This window comes from Lysinibacillus sp. NPDC093216 (assembly GCF_050280325.1).
In the GTDB taxonomy this organism is placed as follows: Bacteria; Bacillota; Bacilli; order Bacillales_A; family Planococcaceae; genus Lysinibacillus.
Map to the genome: position 1 here is coordinate 42,634 of NZ_JBNNVB010000001.1, position 22,177 is coordinate 64,810.

Annotated in this window: 27 protein-coding genes; 13 read left to right on the forward strand and 14 right to left on the reverse strand. The window is 36.1% G+C overall.

Features of this window, described 5'->3' with window-relative positions; all coding sequences use genetic code 11:
• Positions 1-88: 88 nt before the first annotated feature.
• Both ACQKOG_RS00215 and ACQKOG_RS00220 read right to left on the reverse strand, forming a co-directional pair.
• Positions 89-601 (reverse strand): hypothetical protein, encoded by a 513-nt coding sequence (locus ACQKOG_RS00215; protein ID WP_427444227.1) that lies wholly within the window; start codon positions 599-601, stop codon positions 89-91.
• Positions 602-673: 72 nt separating this feature from the next.
• Positions 674-1,210 (reverse strand): NUDIX domain-containing protein, encoded by a 537-nt coding sequence (locus ACQKOG_RS00220; RefSeq protein ID WP_370075052.1) that lies wholly within the window; start codon positions 1,208-1,210, stop codon positions 674-676.
• Between the two features lie 76 nt (positions 1,211-1,286).
• On the opposite strand from ACQKOG_RS00220, the gene ACQKOG_RS00225 reads away from it, so the two are divergent.
• The 5 genes from ACQKOG_RS00225 (at position 1,287) to ACQKOG_RS00245 (ending at position 4,892) form a co-directional block, all read left to right on the forward strand.
• Positions 1,287-2,186, forward strand: coding sequence for an aldo/keto reductase (locus tag ACQKOG_RS00225; RefSeq protein ID WP_370075053.1), 900 nt, complete (start codon positions 1,287-1,289; stop codon positions 2,184-2,186).
• A complete protein-coding gene (locus ACQKOG_RS00230) occupies positions 2,183-2,653 on the forward strand; it encodes a VanZ family protein (RefSeq protein ID WP_370075054.1) in 471 nt (156 codons plus the stop codon). The genes ACQKOG_RS00225 and ACQKOG_RS00230 overlap by 4 nt, the downstream gene beginning before the upstream one ends.
• 189 nt (positions 2,654-2,842) lie before the next feature.
• Positions 2,843-3,457, forward strand: coding sequence for an aspartyl-tRNA synthetase (locus ACQKOG_RS00235; protein ID WP_370075055.1), 615 nt, complete (start codon positions 2,843-2,845; stop codon positions 3,455-3,457).
• A 212-nt stretch (positions 3,458-3,669) separates the two neighbouring features.
• Positions 3,670-4,452 (forward strand): MBL fold metallo-hydrolase, encoded by a 783-nt coding sequence (locus ACQKOG_RS00240; RefSeq protein ID WP_427444232.1) that lies wholly within the window; start codon positions 3,670-3,672, stop codon positions 4,450-4,452.
• Between the two features lie 140 nt (positions 4,453-4,592).
• Positions 4,593-4,892 (forward strand): hypothetical protein, encoded by a 300-nt coding sequence (locus tag ACQKOG_RS00245; protein WP_370075057.1) that lies wholly within the window; start codon positions 4,593-4,595, stop codon positions 4,890-4,892.
• A gap of 27 nt (positions 4,893-4,919) precedes the next feature.
• On the opposite strand, the gene ACQKOG_RS00250 is transcribed toward ACQKOG_RS00245, so the two are convergent.
• The 6 genes from ACQKOG_RS00250 to ACQKOG_RS00275 form a co-directional block, all read right to left on the reverse strand.
• Positions 4,920-5,327: a hypothetical protein gene (locus ACQKOG_RS00250; protein ID WP_370075058.1), complete on the reverse strand. Its 408-nt coding sequence runs from the start codon at positions 5,325-5,327 to the stop codon at positions 4,920-4,922.
• A gap of 402 nt (positions 5,328-5,729) precedes the next feature.
• The gene (locus ACQKOG_RS00255; protein WP_370075059.1) at positions 5,730-6,200 is read right to left on the reverse strand and encodes an SMI1/KNR4 family protein; all 471 of its coding nucleotides are present in this window, start codon (positions 6,198-6,200) and stop codon (positions 5,730-5,732) included.
• Positions 6,201-6,359: 159 nt separating this feature from the next.
• Positions 6,360-6,848 (reverse strand): DUF6584 family protein, encoded by a 489-nt coding sequence (locus ACQKOG_RS00260; protein WP_427444817.1) that lies wholly within the window; start codon positions 6,846-6,848, stop codon positions 6,360-6,362.
• Positions 6,849-7,270: 422 nt separating this feature from the next.
• Positions 7,271-7,774: a GNAT family N-acetyltransferase gene (locus ACQKOG_RS00265; protein ID WP_427444237.1), complete on the reverse strand. Its 504-nt coding sequence runs from the start codon at positions 7,772-7,774 to the stop codon at positions 7,271-7,273.
• Between the two features lie 273 nt (positions 7,775-8,047).
• Positions 8,048-8,314, reverse strand: coding sequence for a YqkE family protein (locus ACQKOG_RS00270; RefSeq protein ID WP_132363177.1), 267 nt, complete (start codon positions 8,312-8,314; stop codon positions 8,048-8,050).
• A gap of 23 nt (positions 8,315-8,337) precedes the next feature.
• Positions 8,338-9,522: an acetyl-CoA C-acetyltransferase gene (locus ACQKOG_RS00275; RefSeq protein WP_427444240.1), complete on the reverse strand. Its 1,185-nt coding sequence runs from the start codon at positions 9,520-9,522 to the stop codon at positions 8,338-8,340.
• Between the two features lie 256 nt (positions 9,523-9,778).
• Between ACQKOG_RS00275 and ACQKOG_RS00280 the strand changes: the two genes are divergently transcribed.
• Complete coding sequence (locus tag ACQKOG_RS00280; protein ID WP_370075062.1) at positions 9,779-10,750, forward strand: alpha/beta hydrolase; 972 nt, start codon at positions 9,779-9,781, stop codon at positions 10,748-10,750.
• A 601-nt stretch (positions 10,751-11,351) separates the two neighbouring features.
• Here ACQKOG_RS00280 and ACQKOG_RS00285 read toward each other — a convergent pair.
• The 3 genes from ACQKOG_RS00285 to sirA all read right to left on the reverse strand — a co-directional run bounded on the left by ACQKOG_RS00285 (position 11,352) and on the right by sirA (position 12,820).
• On the reverse strand, positions 11,352-11,822 hold the full coding sequence (locus ACQKOG_RS00285) for an S-ribosylhomocysteine lyase (protein ID WP_370075063.1): 471 nt from the start codon (positions 11,820-11,822) through the stop codon (positions 11,352-11,354).
• Positions 11,823-12,073: 251 nt separating this feature from the next.
• Complete coding sequence (locus tag ACQKOG_RS00290; protein ID WP_049668607.1) at positions 12,074-12,292, reverse strand: YneF family protein; 219 nt, start codon at positions 12,290-12,292, stop codon at positions 12,074-12,076.
• Between the two features lie 102 nt (positions 12,293-12,394).
• Entirely contained in the window at positions 12,395-12,820 is a 426-nt protein-coding gene (gene sirA, locus ACQKOG_RS00295) for a sporulation inhibitor of replication protein SirA (protein ID WP_053483154.1), read from the reverse strand.
• Positions 12,821-13,105: 285 nt separating this feature from the next.
• On the opposite strand from sirA, the gene ACQKOG_RS00300 reads away from it, so the two are divergent.
• From ACQKOG_RS00300 to ACQKOG_RS00325, 6 genes are all read left to right on the forward strand, one after another.
• Positions 13,106-13,459, forward strand: a complete 354-nt coding sequence (locus ACQKOG_RS00300; RefSeq protein ID WP_370075064.1) for an ABC transporter permease — start codon at positions 13,106-13,108, stop codon at positions 13,457-13,459.
• A gap of 15 nt (positions 13,460-13,474) precedes the next feature.
• Positions 13,475-14,110 (forward strand): PspA/IM30 family protein, encoded by a 636-nt coding sequence (locus tag ACQKOG_RS00305; RefSeq protein WP_370075065.1) that lies wholly within the window; start codon positions 13,475-13,477, stop codon positions 14,108-14,110.
• Between the two features lie 142 nt (positions 14,111-14,252).
• Positions 14,253-15,377, forward strand: coding sequence for an alpha/beta fold hydrolase (locus ACQKOG_RS00310; protein WP_427444245.1), 1,125 nt, complete (start codon positions 14,253-14,255; stop codon positions 15,375-15,377).
• A 65-nt stretch (positions 15,378-15,442) separates the two neighbouring features.
• Complete coding sequence (liaF, locus tag ACQKOG_RS00315; RefSeq protein WP_427444248.1) at positions 15,443-16,126, forward strand: cell wall-active antibiotics response protein LiaF; 684 nt, start codon at positions 15,443-15,445, stop codon at positions 16,124-16,126.
• The gene (locus ACQKOG_RS00320; RefSeq protein ID WP_402872070.1) at positions 16,123-17,160 is read left to right on the forward strand and encodes a sensor histidine kinase; all 1,038 of its coding nucleotides are present in this window, start codon (positions 16,123-16,125) and stop codon (positions 17,158-17,160) included. Before liaF ends, ACQKOG_RS00320 begins: the two co-directional genes overlap by 4 nt.
• Positions 17,135-17,767 carry a response regulator gene (locus tag ACQKOG_RS00325; protein ID WP_427444251.1) on the forward strand — a complete coding sequence of 211 codons (633 nt, stop codon included), beginning with the start codon at positions 17,135-17,137 and terminating at the stop codon, positions 17,765-17,767. Before ACQKOG_RS00320 ends, ACQKOG_RS00325 begins: the two co-directional genes overlap by 26 nt.
• 199 nt (positions 17,768-17,966) lie before the next feature.
• Here the strand turns inward: ACQKOG_RS00325 and ACQKOG_RS00330 are convergent, their stop codons facing one another.
• Both ACQKOG_RS00330 and ACQKOG_RS00335 read right to left on the reverse strand, forming a co-directional pair.
• Positions 17,967-18,626 (reverse strand): HAD family hydrolase, encoded by a 660-nt coding sequence (locus ACQKOG_RS00330; protein ID WP_427444254.1) that lies wholly within the window; start codon positions 18,624-18,626, stop codon positions 17,967-17,969.
• Positions 18,627-18,649: 23 nt separating this feature from the next.
• Entirely contained in the window at positions 18,650-19,636 is a 987-nt protein-coding gene (locus tag ACQKOG_RS00335) for a serine hydrolase domain-containing protein (protein WP_427444257.1), read from the reverse strand.
• Positions 19,637-19,766: 130 nt separating this feature from the next.
• On the opposite strand from ACQKOG_RS00335, the gene ACQKOG_RS00340 reads away from it, so the two are divergent.
• Positions 19,767-20,114, forward strand: coding sequence for a hypothetical protein (locus ACQKOG_RS00340; RefSeq protein ID WP_370075072.1), 348 nt, complete (start codon positions 19,767-19,769; stop codon positions 20,112-20,114).
• A gap of 28 nt (positions 20,115-20,142) precedes the next feature.
• Here ACQKOG_RS00340 and tkt read toward each other — a convergent pair whose 3' ends face one another.
• The gene (gene tkt / locus ACQKOG_RS00345) at positions 20,143-22,137 is read right to left on the reverse strand and encodes a transketolase (RefSeq protein ID WP_427444260.1); all 1,995 of its coding nucleotides are present in this window, start codon (positions 22,135-22,137) and stop codon (positions 20,143-20,145) included.
• Positions 22,138-22,177 lie beyond the last annotated feature (40 nt).

The following is a 22,177-nucleotide window of genomic DNA, read 5'->3' on the forward strand; positions in this document are numbered from 1 at the left end:
TTCACTCCAATCAACTTTATAACAGGTAAACGTTTTAACAAATGCCATCCACAACCTTTGGTGATGAGCCATTTTCATGTTGTATTTATCAATTTAATACATAAGAAATAACAATAAACTCAGCCACTATTATGATGAAAAATACGATAAAATTCAACAAAATTGTCCGACCATGTATCATTTTCCCGATTTTTCTCTTTGACCAAGCTGGTACAAGTAAATTGCATAGGTTTAGCAACAATATACAATAGATAAGCTGAAATGGAAACCACCAAATCGTATAAACCCAGAAAGCTTCAAGCTTCTGTAATAAAAAAACGGAGCTAAAGCCAAAAAAGGTAGCACGTATCGCCACTGTTACACGTACTAGAACCTTCAGGACACTATGTGTTGCAAGCAATAGTACAAGCGCTATTGAAACAGCAACAGGTAGCACTAAACGAAATAGAGAATGCCTGTCCCCATCTGTTAATCGAGGCTCTATAAATGAAATAAAAGGCTCTGCATTCGGCCCACCAATAATATGAAATAAGATAACGCCACAAACGAAACTCACAGCAATGATGGATGCGTGATAAAATATAGACACCGTACGAGACATAAACATGCTCCTTTTCTATCAAGGTTTGTACAGCTTATGCTCGTCCGCTTCTATTATGCTAAAGATATTTTCTTATTGTGCCGCAAGCCAAAGTACTGCAAATGCTGTCTTGGCGTCAAATATACGCTCATCTGCAACCATTTGCCCCGCTTCTTCCAACGAAACTTCTAATAATTCGACAAATTCATCCTCATCTAGATCTGCTTTGTTTTCAATTTTATATAAATCTTTTGCCACAAATAGATGGATGATCTCATCTGCGAAGCCTGGGGATGTTGCAAACGCTTGTAAATAAGTTAAGCATTGTGCACCGTAACCTGTTTCTTCCTCTAATTCGCGGCGCGCGGTCTCAATCGGCTCCTCACCAGGTTCTAGCTTGCCAGCTGGTATTTCAATAATTGATCGTTCTAAAGCTTTGCGATATTGCTCCACTAATACTAACTTTCCTTCATCGGTAACAGCAATAACTGCAACTGCACCAGGATGCTTTATAATCTCCCTTTTTGCAACATTACCATTCGGTAAAGTGACATCATCAACCTGTAGTTTCACAATTTTCCCGTCATAAATGGGTGTAGTCTTTGTCGTTTTTTCCTCAAACTTTTTCATTGACTATAACCTCGCTTGTTCTTCAGATATGTTCATTGTACCATTACAAGTAGAGAAATCGAAGGAGGGCATTGGCATGAAAAAAAGACAGCTTGGCTCAAGTGAATTGTTTATTTCAGAAATTAGTTTAGGGGGCATGTCTCTTTCGACAGATAAGAAAAAGGCTGCTGAAATCGTCGCTATGGCACTAGATGCTGGCATTAATTACATCGACACAGCCGATTTATATGATTTTGGGGCAAATGAAGAAATTATTGGCGCTATTTTAGGGAAACGTCGTCAGGATGTTATAGTCGCTACGAAAGTTGGGAATCGATGGACAGAAGGTGTAGAAGGTTGGCATTGGGATGCATCTCCGTCTTATATAAAGGAAGCTCTCCACGCTAGCTTAAAACGACTAGGAACTGACTATATTGATGTTTATCAATTACATGGTGGGACGATTGAGGACGATTGGGATGGCATTATCAACACTTTTGAAGAGTTGAAAAAGGATGGATTGATTCGAGAATATGGCATTTCCTCTATTCGACCAAATGTACTAAAGCGTTTTTTACCAACAAGCTCCGCTAAAAGTGTCATGATGCAATACAGTGCTTTAGACCGTCGACCAGAAGAATGGTTCGACTTTATCGCAAGTGAAGGGGCTTCTGTTGTAACACGCGGGACTGTTGCAAAAGGTTTACTAACAAATAGCTGGAAAGAACGTTTACAGCGTGTCAACGGCTTTAACACATATACAGCGGACGAATTAACAGCAGTATTAACAGGCTTATCTTCACATTATGACGATTTACATGCACTAGCAATCGCCTTTAATCTAAAGGAACCAACTATAGCCTCAACAGTGATTGGTGCAAGCTCACAGGAACAGTTGGCACAAACACTCGTTGCCTATGAAAAAATTGATTCAATAACAGATTTTAAAGCAATAAAAGAGCTAACAAAAGCCGACCAATATATGGAGCACCGATGAAAAAATGGCTTATCTTAATAGCATTTTTAGTAGTACTTGCAATCTCCTCTAGTATGACCTATGAACAACAGTCTATTATTCCTGAGTTGGAGCAAGTATTAGCAAATAAACCGTTTGAAAAGCAATTATCTGTGTTAAAAATTCCTTATTGGGACACAGTTGTTTCTGTGGAAGAACGTGGTTACTTTAAGTTCGTAGAATTTTTAATTCGAAAATTAACACATTTTGTTGGATTCGGCTGTATCGCACTTGGTATTTTCTTTGCATGGGGAAAACGTCGATTCGCCGCAGGTGTCGCTATTGCTGGTACAGCTCTTATAGCAACGCTTGATGAAATCCGTCAAAGCTTTATACCAGAACGCATGATGAGCGGACAGGATGTTATTTTGGATACAGCTGGAGCGATTGTTTTTGTTGGGATTGTCGTGTTGGTGAGGAAAACTTTTAAAAGACAAAGGGCGTTTTAAAAAATTATTAAAAAGAGTTAAAGTAATATACTTAATAGATCGATCGGTATATACAATGTGCAACATTATTATTATAGCTGAACTAATTTTGATATTAGTTCAGCTTTTATTTGTGTTTAAAGAAGTCTAAAATATTTAATAAAAATGTAGTAATTTTTCTATCGGTTATTCAACTAAGGGGCAAGTTAATTGAATAGAGGCATAGATTTTTATGGTAAAATAATGGTGAATAATAGGGGTGTTCAAATGAAAAAAGGCACTTTAAACAAAAATACAGTTATCGCATTTGCAGTGATCGTAATTTTTATGACTGTTATATGGTTATTTTCTGAAAAGTCTATTTCCTATTCAGAACCTCAAGAAGCTATATTTGCCGTTGAAAAAGATTTAGAGTTAATTCCAGCCTATAAAATAAACAGTAATGCTCTTTTCTTTTTCATAAAAAATAAGAATAATCTAGGAGCTACGTATGTACGAAAAGGACTTTGTGGATGGAAAGCAGACTTCCTTACTTGGGGCCCTATGGATAATAAAAGAAATTATGAGAAATTAAACGGTTATCAAGGATATGGTGAAAATCTACTATTTGGAGTAATTAAAGATGGCGATGACCGACTTCTTCAACTTGATGATAAAAATGCTACAATACTAAATTTAGAAATGTTACCTGCTGAAGTCTTAGAAGAATATCAATTAAAAGGATTGTATATTTGGTACTTTGAAAGTGACACTGCTCTAGAAGAAGGAACAATCAAACTAATTAATAAATCCACAGAAGAAGTGCTAGATGAAATTGATTTATAAATAACTTATAGATGTTATTTCGTTCTAAGTTAAAAGGAAGAAAAAATAAATACAGGGGGCGTTAATTGTAACTAACAGGGGCTTGAGTTGCATAGGCAGCTCTTTTTTCTTTATTGAACTATCGACGCAGGTTAGTTCAATAAGTGGCAAAAGGATACTGGGTTATACTATAGAACAAATAAGGAAGTAAAATAATTTTTTGGAGGTAATGGATGATTAAAGATTCGTGGTTTACTGTGCAACAGATTGATTGGAATACTTACGCAATTAGTGAATATGGACATTGGGAGAAGGTACATTCATTTTTATTATTGGGTAATCAAAAAGCGGTACTAATTGATACTGGTCTTGGAATTGATAATATTAAGAGAATTACTGATCAATTGACTACCTTTCCGATTGAGGTCATTACAACTCATGTCCACACTGATCATATTGGAAGTCATGGAGAATTTGAAAAAATCTATGTTCATGAGGGAGATAAAGATTGGTTAGTGAATGGAATAAAAGGCTTGTCAATAGGGCAAATTAGAAAAGATATTAGTAGAGATATAACATTACCTACTCCAAATACATTTAATCCAGACACATATCAACCATTTCAAAGGGAACCTACAGATTTGTTAGTTGATGGTGATGTAATTGAGTTAGGTAATAGAAAATTAGTCATCTATCATACTCCGGGACATTCTCCTGGTCATATTTGTGTTTTTGATGAAACAAACGGTTATTTGTTTACAGGGGATTTACTATATGATGAAACCCCTATATATGCTTTTTATCCTTCAACAAACCCTGTTGATTTAGTCAATTCATTGAAAAAAATTTCAGAGATACCAAACGTTTCAATGGTTTACGGTTCACATAATACTTTAGGGCTTGAACCAAAAATTTTAAAAGAAGTAAAAATTGCAGTTAAGTTTTTGAATGAAAATAAACTTACTAAATTCGGTACTGGAATCCATAAATTTAATGGTTTTAGCGTACAGTTTTAACGGTTCTTATTGAACGAAAGATGCAGGCCAGTTTAAGTAGCCGGCATGTGTAGCATCGTATCGGATTAACCGACGCAAAAAGATGGGAATTCCCTTATTATTAAGAAATTTTAATATAAAAATCGAAGGGGACTTGAATTATGTTTAGATTACTTTTGGAATTAATACGAATAACTGGAATTTTATTAATTCTAGGTGCTATGATGGGGACTTTGGTGAAATTAATCTATGCGAGTTTAGGAATAAATGTAGATCATACCAATGGTGGTTGGTTAGTTGGTATTTCAATTCTTATTTTAATTTTCGTGTTATACAGAAATAAATTTCAATTTTCCGGATTTTATAAAGGACCAGGAAAAGTAAAGCTTCCAAAAAGAGTTAGTAATTCTCTAATTTTATGTTCTATTCTAATGTTATTCATAGCTCCACTGTTCAACTAACGCACCCAGTTAGTTGAAGAAGAGAAGTTATGAATTCATCAATTTGTTAAATTTTTTGTCGTAAAGACTTCGCTTTATAAAATCTGAACGCCAATAATCATATAGATCTTTTCGACTTGCTTTTAGAAAAGTTTTTAATACTTTTTTTAAATCAGAGTTATAAGGAAATGCGATGTCTTTACCTAAGCTGTAGCCTTTATTAAAGAAAAACGCTGCAGATTCATAATCTTTAATTTCTTGATATAAAATGCCTATGAATATAAATCCACTAGCTAATTCTTCTACTTCGAAATCTTCGTCATTTAATTTACTATAAAAAAACTCTATCGCTCTTAATTTTTTCTTCCTCGAAAACAAACCATATAATGAAATAACTTGCGCTACCACTTCATTATATTTTTTTGAAGGGTCTTTTATATTATAATTGTATTTCATTTTATCACCTATCTCCTTAAAACCTTTTTACACCAATCTGCCCTATCTCCCCATACCTATCCTCGCTCGTCATCTCATAATTTAAAAAGTTATCGTATCAACATTTCAGGTGTTTTCCTATCTCATATACTACTCTTCATTAAAACTTGATGATACCTTAATAAGGATTCTTAAAATGCACCCAAAGCGTCGTTTGGGTTACCTTTCATAAAAGAATGTTATTCAATAATATGGCCCGATCGTTGAACACAAGTTAAACAACACTGTTGAACTAACCTGCCTTGTTCATTCAATAAAGAAAAAAAGAACTGCACATACAATTCAAGATTCTTCTAGTAAAGCACCCGAGAATGTAAGTGTAATTCTTCACAAATTAAGTCTTAAAAGCGCTATTCAACAATTTTACTTTTTTATGGTCGCAACTAGGAAAAGGTCAGATAATTTTTCTACCACAGTTAGTCTATTTTCAATTATCATCTCATTCTCTTCACCATATTCATGATTTAATATATAGACAGGAGGGTTATTACCTTCGTGTATATTTATTGCGTAAGGATTTCCAATACCTATTTCTAATCCGATACAAATATAACCGTTTTTATGTACTGCACATCCAGGAACAGCTAATAAACATTCTTGAATAATACACTTTGGATTCAAGAATTCTATTCGTAATTCAGCTTCTTCATCTAGAGGAACCACCAATTTACTATCACACACTTCTACCGTAGTCATTAATTCTATCAACCATTCAGGAAGTTGAATATCTAGTTTTTCATTTAGGTCATTTATTTCTCCAACTGTCGCTATCCTAGTGGATGCTCCAGACCTTTGAATCATTTCTTTAGCATTTGTAATTACTTCGTTAACCAACGTGACTCCTCCATACAATTAGAAATATTTTTCTTTTAAATTTCTTTTTACCTTATCCTTTTACTAAAAAATCCGTCAAATACAGCCTTACTTTCAGCTATTACACCTCGTTAGAAAAAATTTCTTTCTATTATCCTCTATTGAAAAAATAATTTTAATTTAAAATATCCATTTAAAAAATGTATAAACTCCAACTAATGCAAAAATAAATATTAAAATTATTATTGAAAGACAACCCAAAATAATCAATTTATCTTCTTTAAATTCTATTGGAACATCTGGTTCTTCTACTAATTCTTTTACTTTATATAAAAGTGCTGGGTCTAATTCCATTCCTTTTAAAAGTTCAATATCGCCTTTATACTTTAAAGCTCTTGCTATATTATTAATGTCATTTCCCATAGATTTTTCAAATTCAATACACGCATGTACCATTAATGGAGTCTTATTCTCTTCTAAATACCAGTATCGACCAGCCATTGCAGGATATTTTAACTCGAAATAAATGTCTCCCAACTTTTTACGGAGTTCTAATTCATTTGGAAAGGTTGATATTAACCCGTGTAATCTATCCCTTGCCTTCCCCCAATCATCATTTTTAATATCCTCTTCTATGCCTTTTAAAGTCTTTGAAATTTTCTTTTCAATAAAAAACACCCTCTTAATTCTTTACTCATATTATTTTTCAATAGTATACTGCTTGGTTAGTAAAAAAACGTCTCCACTTGTTGAAGAAACGCTCTCGCTCTAATTTCTTTCCATGGAATACTTGACCTATCAAATCTTAACAATGTATGGCCTTGTTTTATATATGTAATTTTTTCCTCATTCAACTAAACTGCCCAGTTACTTGAATAACTGATAGAAAAATTTACATATACTATATTTTTATTAAATATTTTCAGACTATGTCTTTAAACACAAATAAAAGCTGAACTATAACAAATTAGTTCAGCTTAAAAATATCGTATTATAATGTTGCACATTGTATATAGGATACTAATCTATTAAGTGTATTACTTTGACTCTTTTTAAAAAAATTTAAAGTGTTCCCTTTGTTTTTTATAATCTTATTCGAATCTCCAAAAATATAGTTCTTCAGATTCTGAATATAAAATTGCCCCTGCTTTTTGTAATACTTTATGTGAGGCAATATTATTTTTATCCGTATCGGCAATTACATACTTAACGTTAGATTGACGTAGTAACCAATCTTTCATCTTCCTAACAGCTTTCGTCATGTATCCCTTTCCCTGATATAGTGGAAATGTATAGTACCCGATTACGACATCGCCCTGCTCATTCGGTAGTCCTTTTAGCATAATGCCACCAACAATACTATTTGTTTCTTTCGATACGATTAACCAATTTGTATGCCAAAAATAATTTTTTTCATCATCTAATACCTTTGCTAGTCTAAACTTCAAAGCTTGTCTTAGTTCCTCATCAAGATAAACTTCTTTACTACTAACTGACAACTCTATTTCCAATGACTTTTCATCATTGATTAGTAAGTCTAAACATTTTGCATTTAATGGGATTAATCTTAATTTTTTAGTGCTTAATTCAATCATTTTTTCTCTCCTATCATAGATTGTAACTAAACTATTATTAAGAGATATATGTATTGGCAGCGTCTCCCGTTTTTTATTTTTAAATAAAGGATAGCACTCTTCTACCCTTGTATTTAAAGGTGATTAATTTTATCATCCTAGGAATATAATGTAAATAAATTCTTCTTCACTACTATTGTTCCGATAAAAACAAAAATCATTCCGATAAATCTCGAAATCTTTCCGATAAAACATAAAAAACAGTGAATCCACATTTGGATTCACTGTTTCTCTTTAAAATTTTGAGCCTTTATCGCCGTATTCGTTTAGTAGTTCCTCAAACGATTTGTTTTTTTCACGTTGTTTGCGCTCAAAGGCTAGTTTTGCTTGGCGCTCTTCTTCTGCGGCCTGCTCTTTCGCTGTTAAATCTTGCTTGGCCGCTTTTAATTTGGCAAGCACGTCACCGCCTAGCTGATCGGCTAATGTAACTGCCTCCTGCTTTGGTAGACTAGCTGTTACGCTACTATCCACGCGTTGCTGTTGTTTTCGTTTCTTTCCCATTGCAATTCACCTTCTTATTCACTTCAAGGGCGCTTGACTACAGTTGCTACACCTTGTCCACCACCGATACATAGTGTTGCGAGACCTGTCTTTGCATCACGCTTTTCCATCTCATGTAAAAGTGTTACTAAAATACGTGCTCCACTTGCACCAATCGGGTGGCCAAGGGCAATTGCGCCCCCGTTCACATTTAGTTTATCATGATTAAAGCCTAGTTCGCGATCTACAGCGATTGATTGAGCTGCAAAAGCTTCATTTGCTTCAATTAAATCTATATTATCTAACGTTACATCAGCTTTTGCCAATGCTTTCTTTACGGCCGTTACAGGGCCAGTTCCCATTATAGCTGGGTCAACACCCGCGCTTGCATTCGCTGTAATTAGTGCGAGAGGTCGAATGCCTAACTCGTCCGCTTTTTCTTTCGACATGACAACGACAGCCGCTGCACCATCGTTAATGCCTGATGCATTTGCTGCTGTTACAGAGCCATCCTTTTTAAAGGCAGGTCGTAGTTTTGATAGCGACTCAGCTGTAACGCCTTGACGTGGGAATTCATCTTTATCAAAAATAATAGGATCGCCCTTACGTTGAGGAATTTCCACCGCAACGATTTCCTCGTTAAACTTCCCTGCTGCCATTGCCGCTTCTGCACGCTGTTGTGAACGTGCTGCAAAGGCATCTTGTTCCTCTCGGGAAATCTCATAGGCATCACATAAATTTTCAGCTGTAACGCCCATATGATAGTCATTGAATGCACACCATAATCCGTCATGAATCATCGTATCGACTACTTTTTGATCTCCCATGCGGAAGCCTTCTCGTGCATTTCTTAATACATACGGTGCTTGGCTCATATTTTCAAAGCCACCTGCAACGACAATATCCGCATCACCTGCTAAAATGGCTTGTGTCGCTAAGTGAACCGATTTTAGTCCTGAGCCACAAACTTTATTAATCGTTAATGCAGATACTTCATGTGGCAAGCCTGCTGCAATCGCTGCTTGACGAGCTGGATTTTGTCCAAGTCCAGCTGATAAGACATTCCCCATAATAACCTCGTCAACTTGTTCACCTGCTACACCAGCACGTGCTAATGCTTCTTCAATAACAATACTCCCTAATTTTGTCGCTGGTACGTCCTTTAATGTTCCTTGGAATGAACCAATAGCTGTACGTACAGCACTTACTATTACTACCTCTTTTGTCATAAACATTCTCCCCTTTTCCCCGTTCAAAAATGAACACTGCATGCATATGCTACTAGCAGATATATCTATTTTAACAAATATTTTGACGATTTTCGATAATAGAAATAATCGCAGTTTTGCTAAAGATAATGTAAAATGTTGACGTGTTTTAAACAATCTCAGTTGGGAACATTACAATTAAGAAAAGTGCATACATACGAAAGATGTCGCTTGTATGCCAAGACAACAAAAGAAACAGGACGTGGAGGTGCTAATAATGAAAAAGAAAATGCTTTTATTTTCAGGTATAACAACGACGATTGCCGCAGCAGCAACTGGTCTGTTCGGCTTCGCGCTTTCCAATAAATTAATGTACATTAAGCAAAAGGATCCTGAATTTGTTCGTGAACGTGAAACCACTGCTAAACGTTTTGATGAAGCTTGGTACAATAAAAATTTAAAATGTGAATTAAATATTGACTCGCCAAATGGCTATACAATTCGCGGCATTATGTTTCAGCCATTGGAAACAAATAATACCATCATTATTTGCCATGGTGTAACAGAAAATAAAATCAACTCCGTCAAATATGCTCGACTTTTTGAACGACTTGGCTACAATTCCGTTATTTTTGACCATCGTAGACATGGGGAGACAGGTGGAAAAACGACTAGCTACGGCTATTATGAAAAAAATGACCTTGACGCAGTAGTCAAAACGATAAAGGCAATGATTGGTGAAGACGCTATTCTTGGTATTCACGGTGAATCGATGGGTGCCGCAACAATGCTACTATATGCAGGAACTGTAGAGGATGGTGCAGATTTCTATATTTCTGATTGCGCGTTTTCTGATTTTTCAATGCTGCTGAAACAAATTGCGAAGACGGAATTTAAATACGGCTCGATTATTCCAATTCGTTTTGCAGATTTTTTTGTCCGCTTACGAGACGGTTATTCGTTTAAAAGCGTGACACCTTCTGAGGCTGTGACAAATATCGAAAAGCCTGTGCTTTTTATCCATAGTATACCTGACACATTTATCCCAGCTTCCATGTCACTGGATTTATACAATAAAAAAAGTGGTCCTAAGAAACTGAAGCTTTTTGATAAAGGTGCTCATGCACAGTCCTTTAATGAAAATATGGCTGAATATGAGGATTTAATCCATGACTTTTTAGAAAACTTCATCTATCAAAAAATTAATCGTGATTCTTCTTCATCTAATGTCATTCCATTTCATTTTTAGGACAAATGAAAACAATGTGTCAACATTAAATAAAATGTAGCTCTTCTGCAAAACGAGGGGTTGATTTCCGTTCCGACTGGGCGCTTTGCCGCTGACGCTTTGCTTTCGCTACAGAAAACATTTGTTGCTTTCGCGCAGAGCAAAGTTTCCTGGGGGCGTCCGATGAGTCGCTTAAGCCAACACGATGTTGGTCACGAAGGCGTTATCACAGGACGTGATGGTTTTAGCCTTCGTTCCCCTAGCGCTATTTCCCAAGGAGTCGCCCAGTCTCCACTCCAATCAACCAATTCACATAGCATGTACCTTCTGACATGTCAGCGGCATCATAAAAGACGGAAAGCGAGTAGCCTAGGATTGAATTCACCCTCATTTTAAGCTCCATAACATTCATAAAAATTTCCTTGACCATTTTATTTTTCAATGAAATGAAAGTGGCATATTAAATAAAGTATGGCTCTTCCTCAAAATGTATCTGTGGAAAAGCAAAGTGGCACGACTCTCACAGATAACATAAAAAACCTTGCAATACTGAACTACACTTCCAATTGTTAGATGGTGTTAACAATTGGGTGCAGCTCGATACGCAAGGTTTTTAAATTTTTTATTCTGCAAAAACGATATGCCATTCATCACGTTTTGCTAAAAATTCTTTAGCTAACGCTTGTGCACCTTCTAGACTATGGCTAGCTGCCCAGCCGCATTGTACTTCATTGCACGCAGGGACTGCAGTGGCCTTTGTTACATCCATAAATGTTTTTTCTAAAATATTTAATAAGTCTTCATAATCATTGTGATTTATTAGCGATACATAGAAGCCAGTTTGGCAACCCATTGGACTGAAATCAACAATATGATCAGAGTAATTGCGAATAATGTCTGCCGATAAATGCTCTAGGGAATGTAATGCAGGCATTTCCATATGCTCTTTATTTGGCTGTTTAAAACGAATATCATATTTGTACACTTCATCGCCTTTTTTTCCTGTTTTAACACCTGCTAAACGTACATATGGCGCTTTTACTTTCGTATGATCTAAATCAAAACTTTCAACATTTGTTTTTTCTTTCTGCAATACAAACAACTCCTTTATATAGAATATTTTTATTATAACGAGTTTTCCGATAGATTTATATGCTTTTTATAAATTATTCAAATAATTTATAAAATTCAATTTTACATTGGCGTAATTGTTGTTGCTGTCGCTTCGCTTTCGCACAGTAAACAGTTGTTGCTGTCGCTTCGCTTTCGCACAGTAAACAATTGCTATAAGAAGTAAAAAAACAACCAGCCCGGCTTGGACTAGTTGTTCTTTAAAAATTCCAATTATTTTTGGAATTTATTCATTTGTGACATCATTTGACGTACTTGCTTTTCAGACGGAGTACGACCCATTTGCGCCATCATCATACGAATCATTTGTTCGTTAATTGGTGGGTTTTCTTTTAAATATTTCATCATAGCTTGACGAGCTAAAAAGAAACCAAGTGCTGCGCCCGCTGCTAATGCGATAATTACGATAATAATCCAGCCCCATGTAGGCATACAACCAACCTCCTCCACTACAATATATACCGAGAAAAAAACTCTCCACGCTCCATTATACACCAAATATTAGCGTGTTACTATATATTGTAGTGAAAATTCCTAATGCATTGTATACTTCATTGGCTTTAGCCACCCACACTCATTATCTTGTTTATTAAATGCAATAAAGCGCTCGCTCATCTTCGCAAGCATTTGGAATAGATCCAAATCAAGCATTCGTGAACCCTCACAATAAACACAAATTTTGCGTTCCACTAAATAAATAGCCATTTTTCCTTTTATAGGATGTTCTAAAAATAAAGCATTACGAGCTCTCTCTAAATGTGCATACTTAGAATCTAGTTGCGCCTCAAGCATCGTAGCAATCTCATCGAAGCGTACGGTTTCACATATATATGCAAGCTCTTTTAAGGATTTCTCGTTAGCGTCTTCACAGCCCTGCATCATTTCTAATAACTTACGCTCTCTGCCGAAAATAAACGTTAAATGCTCTTCTTTTATTTTATATATGGAATAGGTTCTCACTAGAAATCCTCCTTCGCTCATTTCTTTTTCATAAGTATAGCTCATCCAAACTTTTTAATTTGTCAAACGAAGGAGGCATTCATCTTCTATTTTTGTCGAAAACTTTCTACTTTCCGTTCTATCAAATGCTTTATGGCTAATTAAGTTTTTTACAATTTTAAGCTTCTTCTATAGTACTTAGAATATTCTCAGCCTCAAGACCTAGAGTAAAATCAATTTCCAGTCCGTTTTAGCAAAGCTTTCTAATAGGTAATATAAAGGTATCAACGAAAGGAGCTAAAACATATGAGAAAATTTTTTCTACTAATCGGAGGCTTTATCGCAGGATGTGTTGCACTCGCTTTAACTGGACCACTTGCAGGTCTACTATTTTCTGGATTGTTTGTAGCACTCGGTATGCACTTCTACACTTCAAGTAAATCGACATTCGGTAAAATCTTATGGTTTACAGTGGGTCTGATTGGTGTGCTATCAGCAATATCTAATATCCCTGCAATGGTTGGTTTAGCAGCAATCGCTGTCATCTATGTTATCTATAAAAAATGGAATGGCGAAGATGTAAAAATCCCAACAATTGAAGCTAAAAAAGAAGATCCATTTACAAACTTTGAAAAAGAGTGGTCTAACTTAACAAAATAAAAGGAGCGAATTTACATGAACTTATTTCAACGTTTTAAATATACAATAGAGGCAGATTTACATCAGTTATTTGATAAGAAGGAACAAAAAAATCCAATTGCGATGTTAAACCAATACATTCGTGAAGCAGAAAAACAAACAGAGCAAACTGGAAAATTATTAGAGCGTCAAGGTCAGTTAAAAGAAAAACTAGAGCAAGAATTTAAGCAAAATGCAGAATTACTAGCTAAACGTGAGTCTCAACTAACATTAGCTACTACTAGCGGCGAACAAGATTTAATCGATTTTGCTTCTGATGAAGTTGCTGCTTACACAGCACGTAACAATACATTACAAGCTAGTATCGAAGCTAGTACACGTGAATACTTCGAGCTTGAACGCAAATTTGAAACGATGAAGCACAAAATTAAAGACATGAAAGTGCGTCAATTACAGCTTATGGGCAAAGAAAACGTCACACGCGCTCACCATCAAATGGACGGAATGATTGCTAAAAACAACAAAACCAACTTTGAAGATTTAGAATCGTATATCGATAAGCTTGCTTACCAAATCGACAAAGATCATGAAGTAACATCTTTCGAGTCTCGTCTTGCGCAGCTAGAAAAAAATGTCGCAGAAGACGCACCACTGCTAATTGAAAATAAATAACAATAACTGCTAATTGAAAAAAATAACATGTTATAATAAAAGAAATAAGGGATGCCTCAATTATTGAAGCATCCCATTTCTTTGAAGAAAAACCTTTGCACTTATTGAAGGTGACCAAAAAGAGATAAAGGAAATTGTAATAATGAAAATAATAGTAAACAGAAAGTGGTTTAGTCCTATGATTAAAATATGTCTTTTTGCAATTTTTATTCTTATATTACTTATATTCATGTTATTAGGTTATCGCTTCATTGTACAACAACAAATTAAACAACAAAGTGCTGAAATCATCGAAAATGGTGGTATTAGCGAGTTAAAGGAAATCAATGTAAATGGAGATAAACAATATATATTGGTAGAAGGAAAAGATAAGGAGAAACCATTTTGTTTATTCTTACATGGTGGGCCAGGATCACCATTCCCCTATGGCGTGAGTGCGCGAACATTGTATCCTGAAATAACCGAAAATTGCGTTGCCGTTTATTATGATCAAAGAGGTTCCGGAAAAAGTTTTAACAAGAAAATAACGAATGATACACTGACCCTTTCTCAATTTACAGAAGATGCTAATATAATAGTGGATTATATTAGAGAACACTATCAGCAGGAAAAAATATTTGTCATTGGTCAGTCCTTCGGTACAGTCATTGGAACTCAATTAGTATCTAATTATCCTGAGAAGTTCCATGCCTACTTAGGAATTTCTCAATTAACCAGTACTATTAAAGGCCAAGAACTTGGATACAATTGGTTACAGAGTGAAGCCAGAGCTAATAGAGATAAAAAAACACTCCGAATTTTAGAAGATATAGGAAAAGGTCCTTATTTAGCAAAAGATGAGGATCAATTTAGCGATCTTATCAATCAATATAAAGGCATGAATTATTTTGATGATACGATCAAGAAAGTAAATATCTTTGAATTGGTAAAAGGGGCTTTTACTTCCCCTGATTACTCTTTACAGGATCTGTATAAAGCATTTATTTCAGGACCACAATTTAGCCTTATAAAAAGCCAAGAGCTAAAAAAAGAAATCATTCTTACTAATTTTTTTGATTCTGTAAAAAGTATAGATATACCTGTTTATTTTATACAAGGTAAATATGATAAACAGACGAACTATGAATTAGCAAAGCAATATTATGAGTTAATAGATGCACCAAATGGTAAGGAGTTTATCACTTTAGAGCACTCTGCTCATTATCCAAATACATTGGATTCAACGTTGATGAATGACACAATCAAAAAAATGCTTGAAGATAATTAAAAATACTTTTATTTTAGGAGAAGTTCGTCTTCTCTCATCAATTTGTAGAAAGAAGGTTGACCCTCTTGCAAAATTTCACAACTAATAAGCTCACATTTGGGGTACTATGCTTCTTTTTACTCGTTTTTGTGGAGCTCACAATTTTTAATAACGGTGGCGCCTTTTGTCTATTGATTGGAGTAGGACTTCTTTATTTAAGCTTCTCGAAAAAAAATCGTTTCTTTAAATGGACAGGAATTTTCTTTATCTCCATTGCACTCTTTACGATGTGGAGTTTACGCTTATTTATCGTCATCATTCTCTTATATATGCTCTATCAATACTTGCAAAGAGAAAATAAAGCCAAAGTTGTTGGTTTGGAGCTTTTCGAAAAGCTTCCCACTACGAAAAACGAATTATTCGGTACATTGCCTGCGCCAGTGGAAGCCTATAAATGGCAAGATGTCCAAATACAGCGACTTGCAGGCGATATTACGATTGACACAACACAAACAATTTTACCTGCCGGCACAAGCATCATTACGATTCGACAGGGCATTGGTAAGGTACAAATTTATATCCCCTATGAAATTCCATTCCGCTTACACTATACGACATTGTTTGGTGAAATAAAATGCCTACATGTTGGACCACAACGCTTACTGAATGAGAGTGTAAGTTTTTCAGATGGGAACCCTGAGGATGCAAAACGTACACTTGTCATACACGTTGCAACATGGCTCGGGGACTTGGAGGTGCTACGTAAATGATTGCCTTTATCTCAAGAATATTTACTTTACTTTTTATGTTGATGAGTGCTACATTCGGTCTCCTTGTCGCTGTTTGGGGCGAGCCAAACGAGAAAACATGGGAGCCATTATGGCAACAGAATTATAATAATATTCCACTCGGTGGTTTTATTGTCGTCACCCTTTTTGCAATTAGTTTACTGATTGCAAGCTGGATTAGTATGACTGCCCGTGCAAGAGAAGCTCAGGCAACCCGCATCGTAAAACAGTTAGTTGAACCTGATTTTGTATTACCTAAAAAACAGCCTTTACCAAAGCCTTTGAAAAAAGCTTTAGTTCAAACTAGTGAGCTAATTGATACTCAACGAAAAAGCTTACAGCGATTATCCAATGAACGTGCAGAAGCTAACGATAAAATTATTCAAGAGCGCATTATTGCTGAACGTCAACGCCTTGCTCGTGAGCTCCATGATTCTGTATCACAGCAATTATTCGCCGCTTCGATGTTACTGTCCGCATTAACCGAAACCGATGAAAATGCTACAAGCTTAAAGCAGGTCGAAAAAATTGTTCAACAGGCACAGCTTGAAATGCGCGCATTATTATTACATTTACGTCCAGTAGCTCTGCATAATAAAACGCTAGCACAAGGTCTTGAGGAGCTCATTATTGAGCTACAACAAAAAGTATTCTTTCATATTGAATATGAGCTTGAGGAAATGGCATTATCCAAAGCGGAGGAGGATCATTTATTCCGTATTGCACAGGAGGCGTTATCGAATACGCTACGCCATGCCAAAGCGAGTGAAGTTGAATTACTGCTCGTTGCCCGCGATGATTTAGCCATTTTACGTATCCAGGACAATGGCCTCGGCTTTGATGTCGAAGCCGATAAATCTACTTCTTACGGACTGCAAAACATTGCTGAACGTGCTGTAGAGATTGGCTGTACGTACAAAATTGTATCAGTGCCTGGAGAAGGTACAATTGTAGAGGTTAAAGTTCCTCTACAAAAGGAGGTTGAAGTAAATGATTCAAGTGTTAATAGTGGATGACCACGAGATGGTACGTATCGGCGTTTCTGCATATTTGTCAGCACAACCAGATATCACTGTTGTAGGTGAAGCTGAAAATGGTAAAGAGGCAGTGGAACGTGCTCTTGAGCTGCGTCCTGACATTATTTTAATGGACAATGTAATGCCAATCATGACAGGAGCTGAAGCGACAGCTGAAATTTTAGCAGCATGGCCAGAAGCAAAAATTATGATGGTAACAAGTTTTTTAGATGATGATAAAGTTTACCCTGCATTAGAGGCTGGTGCAGTCAGCTATATTTTAAAAACGTCCAATGCGAAGCAAATCGCCGATGCCATTCGTAAAACAATGGGTGGCGAAACTGTTTTAGAGCCAGAAGTAACATCAAAAATGATGCATCGCATGCGCCACGGCAATAGTACCCCACTGTACGAGCAGCTTACCGAGCGTGAAATGGAAGTATTATTGCTAATGGCTAAAGGCAAAGCCAATCAGGAAATTGCCGACGATTTATACATTGCATTAAAAACCGTAAAAACACATGTTAGCAATATTTTAGCGAAGCTCGATGTTCAAGATCGCACACAAGCAGTAGTCTACGCTTTTCAAAACGGGCTTGCGAAGTAGTTTTTCTTGAGTCGATTGATTTATCAGTGATTCTGCTGGGTTATATCAGCGATTTTTGCACTTTTATCAGCGATTCTACCCGGGCTATCAGCGATTTTCGCTCTTTTATCAGCGATTCTACCTGGGCTATCAGCGATTTTGTCTGTTTTACCAAAAAAAATACGAAACTGCATTGATAGAAATGCAGTTTCGTATTTGTTTAACCTAATCTATTAAAAAGTTCTTGTAGCTCGTTTACACTGTTCACTATGTATGTTGCTTGTGCATCCGTTAATTCTTCGAGTGAGCCATAACCATAAGTAACACCGATAGAATCAATTTGATTTTCATGTGCCCCAACAATATCGTATTTACGATCTCCAATCATAATTAATTGATCAATATTAACCTCGTTATAATGTTCACGTGCAAATGCGATAACTTCTCCTTTAGCTGATCGTGTACCATCTAAATTACTACCAGCGACAAAGTCAAAAAAACGTTCAAGGTTGAAATATTGTATAATTTGTTCTGCAAATACAGTTGGCTTAGATGTGGCTATTGCTAATTGATAACCCTCCTTTTGTAAATATTCTAATAAAGATGATATATTTTGATACAATTTATTCTCATATATGCCGGTTTGGATAAAACGTTCACGGTAATAAGCAATCGCTTGCTGTATTTGAACATCATCCATTCCATATATTTCTCTAAATGATACTTGCAGCGGTGGCCCAATGAACGTTTCAAGATGATCTAGGTCTTCTTCAACTATACCGATTTTTTCCAAAGCATATTGAACAGATTTCGTTATCCCTATTTTAGGATCAGATATTGTACCGTCTAAATCAAATAACACTACGCTATACTTTTTCATTACTAGCTCCTTTTATTATCCCTTTATTGAATTGATTGATATACGCTAGAACCAAAATCATGAATATCCTTGATGTAATCAAACCCTTCAGGTGAACCAAAGCTATTAAATCCACGAACTGCCACAATATTTTCTTTAGGAATTACTAATAGAGCAACACTTGTGTAACCAAGTAATTGAAGGCTTCCTTGTGGTAATATTGGGCTTAACTCTGTAATCCCTTCTCTCTGTTGTGGCTGAACAAACCAGAAAAAACCATTAGTTGGCAAGTTCTTTGGTTTAGTATTCGGGGATTGAATTGTCGTTAATAACTGTATGATTTCTTCAGGTATAATTTGTTTTCCGTGTAATCTCCCTTTATCAAGATGCACTTGTCCCCACTTAGCTAGCTCTCTTAAGGTGCTATACATATTCATTTTGCTACCATCACATACTTCGCTTTCATACCAAAATGGACTATCATTATGTATTACTTCTATATGCTGTTCGTTTTTTTCACTGAACCAATTTGTTTCAGTAATAGACAATGGCTGAAATACTTGCTCATCCACAATTTCTGCAATAGTTTTTCCAGTTGCTTTAAAAATGACTTTAGCAAGTAGTTCTACATTGATATCTCGGTATGCCCAGTTATATCCTGCTTTGAATTCCTTCATTATTTTTTCATTTTGCCGACGCAAACCGTGAGTATGGGTGAGTAGATGTCTAATCGATACATCAGCAAATATTTTTTCATTCTCTAAATAATCACTTAGTTTATCATCTATTGAAGCAATATAGTTATGATAAAGCGCATATGCTACAGCAAATCCTACATATGTTTTACGAACAGAAGCAAGATGAAAAAGAGTATGTGGTCCTACACTTTTGGCGTCTTTTTGTTGTCCTTGCACACCAAAATATTCTTCTAGTACGGTTTGACCATGCTTATTAATAATAACTCCGCCACCTGTACAATCTAATTGCGAGAAAGTTTTCTTTACTTGCGTAAGTATTGCTTGTGAATTCATTTAAATACCTCTCAACATTTCTAGTTCGATGCCTACATTTATTATTGTATACCAAATGGAAATTAATACTAGATGAGTTTCAAGAAACCTTTTATTACCAAAAACGTTATTAATTTTAAGGAGGGGTTGTGTGGATACTCAATTTACTTATAAGCATTTCGTAAATGAAAATACGTTTTCACTTCTTGATCCGATTTTTGAAGCTACCCTACTTTTTGCTGTTTTACTACTCATTATTGTGATTGTAAAAAAAGTATCTATTTGGTTTTGTATACTTTTTGCAAGCCTCTCAGTAATTGTCACAGGTCAGCTTCTTTGGTTTAGTGGCATTATAGCTGATGAGCTAAACCTTGGAGGAGGTACCAAGGGCTTTTACTGTTTTGTCATTATGCTACTAATTCATTGTGCAGCTATTTGGATTTCTTTAGTGAAGTCCTCTAAACATGAAAAAATACCGCAGTACTCAGAGGAGATTTAACCTACTAAGTATTGCGGTATTTTATAAATTATAGCGCTTTTACCTTCGCTACAACATTTTCTACTGTGAATCCGTATTTTTCCATTACTAATTCACCTGGTGCAGAAGCGCCGAACTTGTCAATTGCAAGAACGTCTCCTTCAAAACCAGTGTATTTATGCCAGCCGAATGATGAGCCCATTTCGATTGCAAGACGTTTTGTTACAGCTTTTGGAAGAACAGATTCTTTGTAAGCTGCATCTTGTTTTTCGAAGCGATCCATAGATGGCATTGAAACAACTGCCACATCTACACCATCAGCTTTTAATGCTTTTTGTGCTTCAACTGCAAGTGAAACCTCAGAGCCTGTTGCAATTAAAATGGCATCTGCCACTTCTTTTGTAGCAGGAGACACTGTATAAGCACCTTTAGTAACACCTTCACGTACTGTATCAATAGATGCGTCAAGCACAGGTAAGTTTTGACGAGATAATACTAAAACAGTTGGTGTTTTTTCAGATGCTACTGCTAGTTCCCATGCAACTGCTGATTCATTTGCATCAGCTGGGCGAACAACAGATAAATTTGGCATTGCACGTAAAGATGAAAGGTGTTCGATTGGTTCATGTGTCGGACCATCTTCCCCTACAGCAATTGAGTCATGTGTAAATACATAAGTAACAGGAAGACCCATTAATGCAGAAAGACGTACAGCTGGACGAACATAATCAGAGAATACGAAGAATGTACCACCGAATACGTTAACACCACCGTGTAGTGCCATACCGTTCATAGCAGCACCCATTGCAAACTCACGTACACCGAACCAAATATTACGGCCAGCGTAATCGTCTGCAGAGAAATCTCCAGCGTCTTTCATCGTTGTTTTATTTGAACCAGCAAGGTCAGCTGAACCACCGAAGAATGATGGTGTTTTCTTTGCAATTGCATTGATTGCATCTCCAGAAGAAGAACGAGTTGCTACTGATTTACCTGCTTCATAAACTGGTAATTCTGAAGCGAAATCCTCTGGTAATTGACCATTCATTGCGTTTTCAAATTGTGCTGCTAATTCTGGGAACTCTTGCTTATATGCTTCAAACTTAGCATTCCAAGCTTCTTCAGGTTGTGCCCCTTGAACTTCAGCAGCTGCTGCGAATGTATCATATGCTTCAGCAGGAATTTGGAATGGCTCGTGTGCCCATTCATAAGATGCTTTAGTTAAAACAACCTCATCTTGACCAAGTGGTGCACCATGAGAAGCAGCTTTACCTGATTTGTTTGGTGAACCAAAACCGATAACAGTTTTCACTTCAATCAGTGTAGGCTTGCCAGTTGATTTTTTAGCTTCTTCGATAGCTTCGTTAATTGCTGCAACATCTGTACCATCTGCAACTTTTAAATAGTTCCAGCCATAAGATTCGAAACGTTTTTGAACATTTTCTGAGAATGATTTTTCTAAATCGCCATCTAAAGAAATATCGTTTGAATCGTATAAAACGATTAACTTTTCAAGTTTTAAGTGACCTGCTAAAGAGATAGCTTCAGCTGCTACACCTTCCATTAAATCGCCATCGCCACAAAGTGCAAATGTATAGTGATCAACGATGTCATGTCCTGGTTTATTGTAAGTAGCTGCTAAATGGCGTTCAGCCATTGCCATACCAACTGTCATAGCAATACCCTGACCTAGAGGACCTGTTGTTGCCTCTACCCCAACAGTATGACCATATTCAGGATGTCCTGGAGTTAATGAATCCCATTGACGGAAGTTTTGAATTTCTTCCATTGGTAAGCCGTAGCCACCTAGATGAAGTAGGCTATATAAAAGCATAGAGCCATGACCTGCAGACAGTACAAAACGATCGCGGTTAAACCATTTTGGATTAGCCGGATTATGGCGAAGTTGTTTTGTCCAAAGCGTATAAGCCATTGGCGCTGCCCCCATCGGTAAACCTGGGTGACCTGAGTTTGCTTTTTCAATTGCATCGATTGACAAAGTTCGGATAGCATTAATCGCTAGTTGATCCGCATGTTGAGTCATTATTTTGTGACATCCTTTCTCGTCCTATATATTGTTCTTA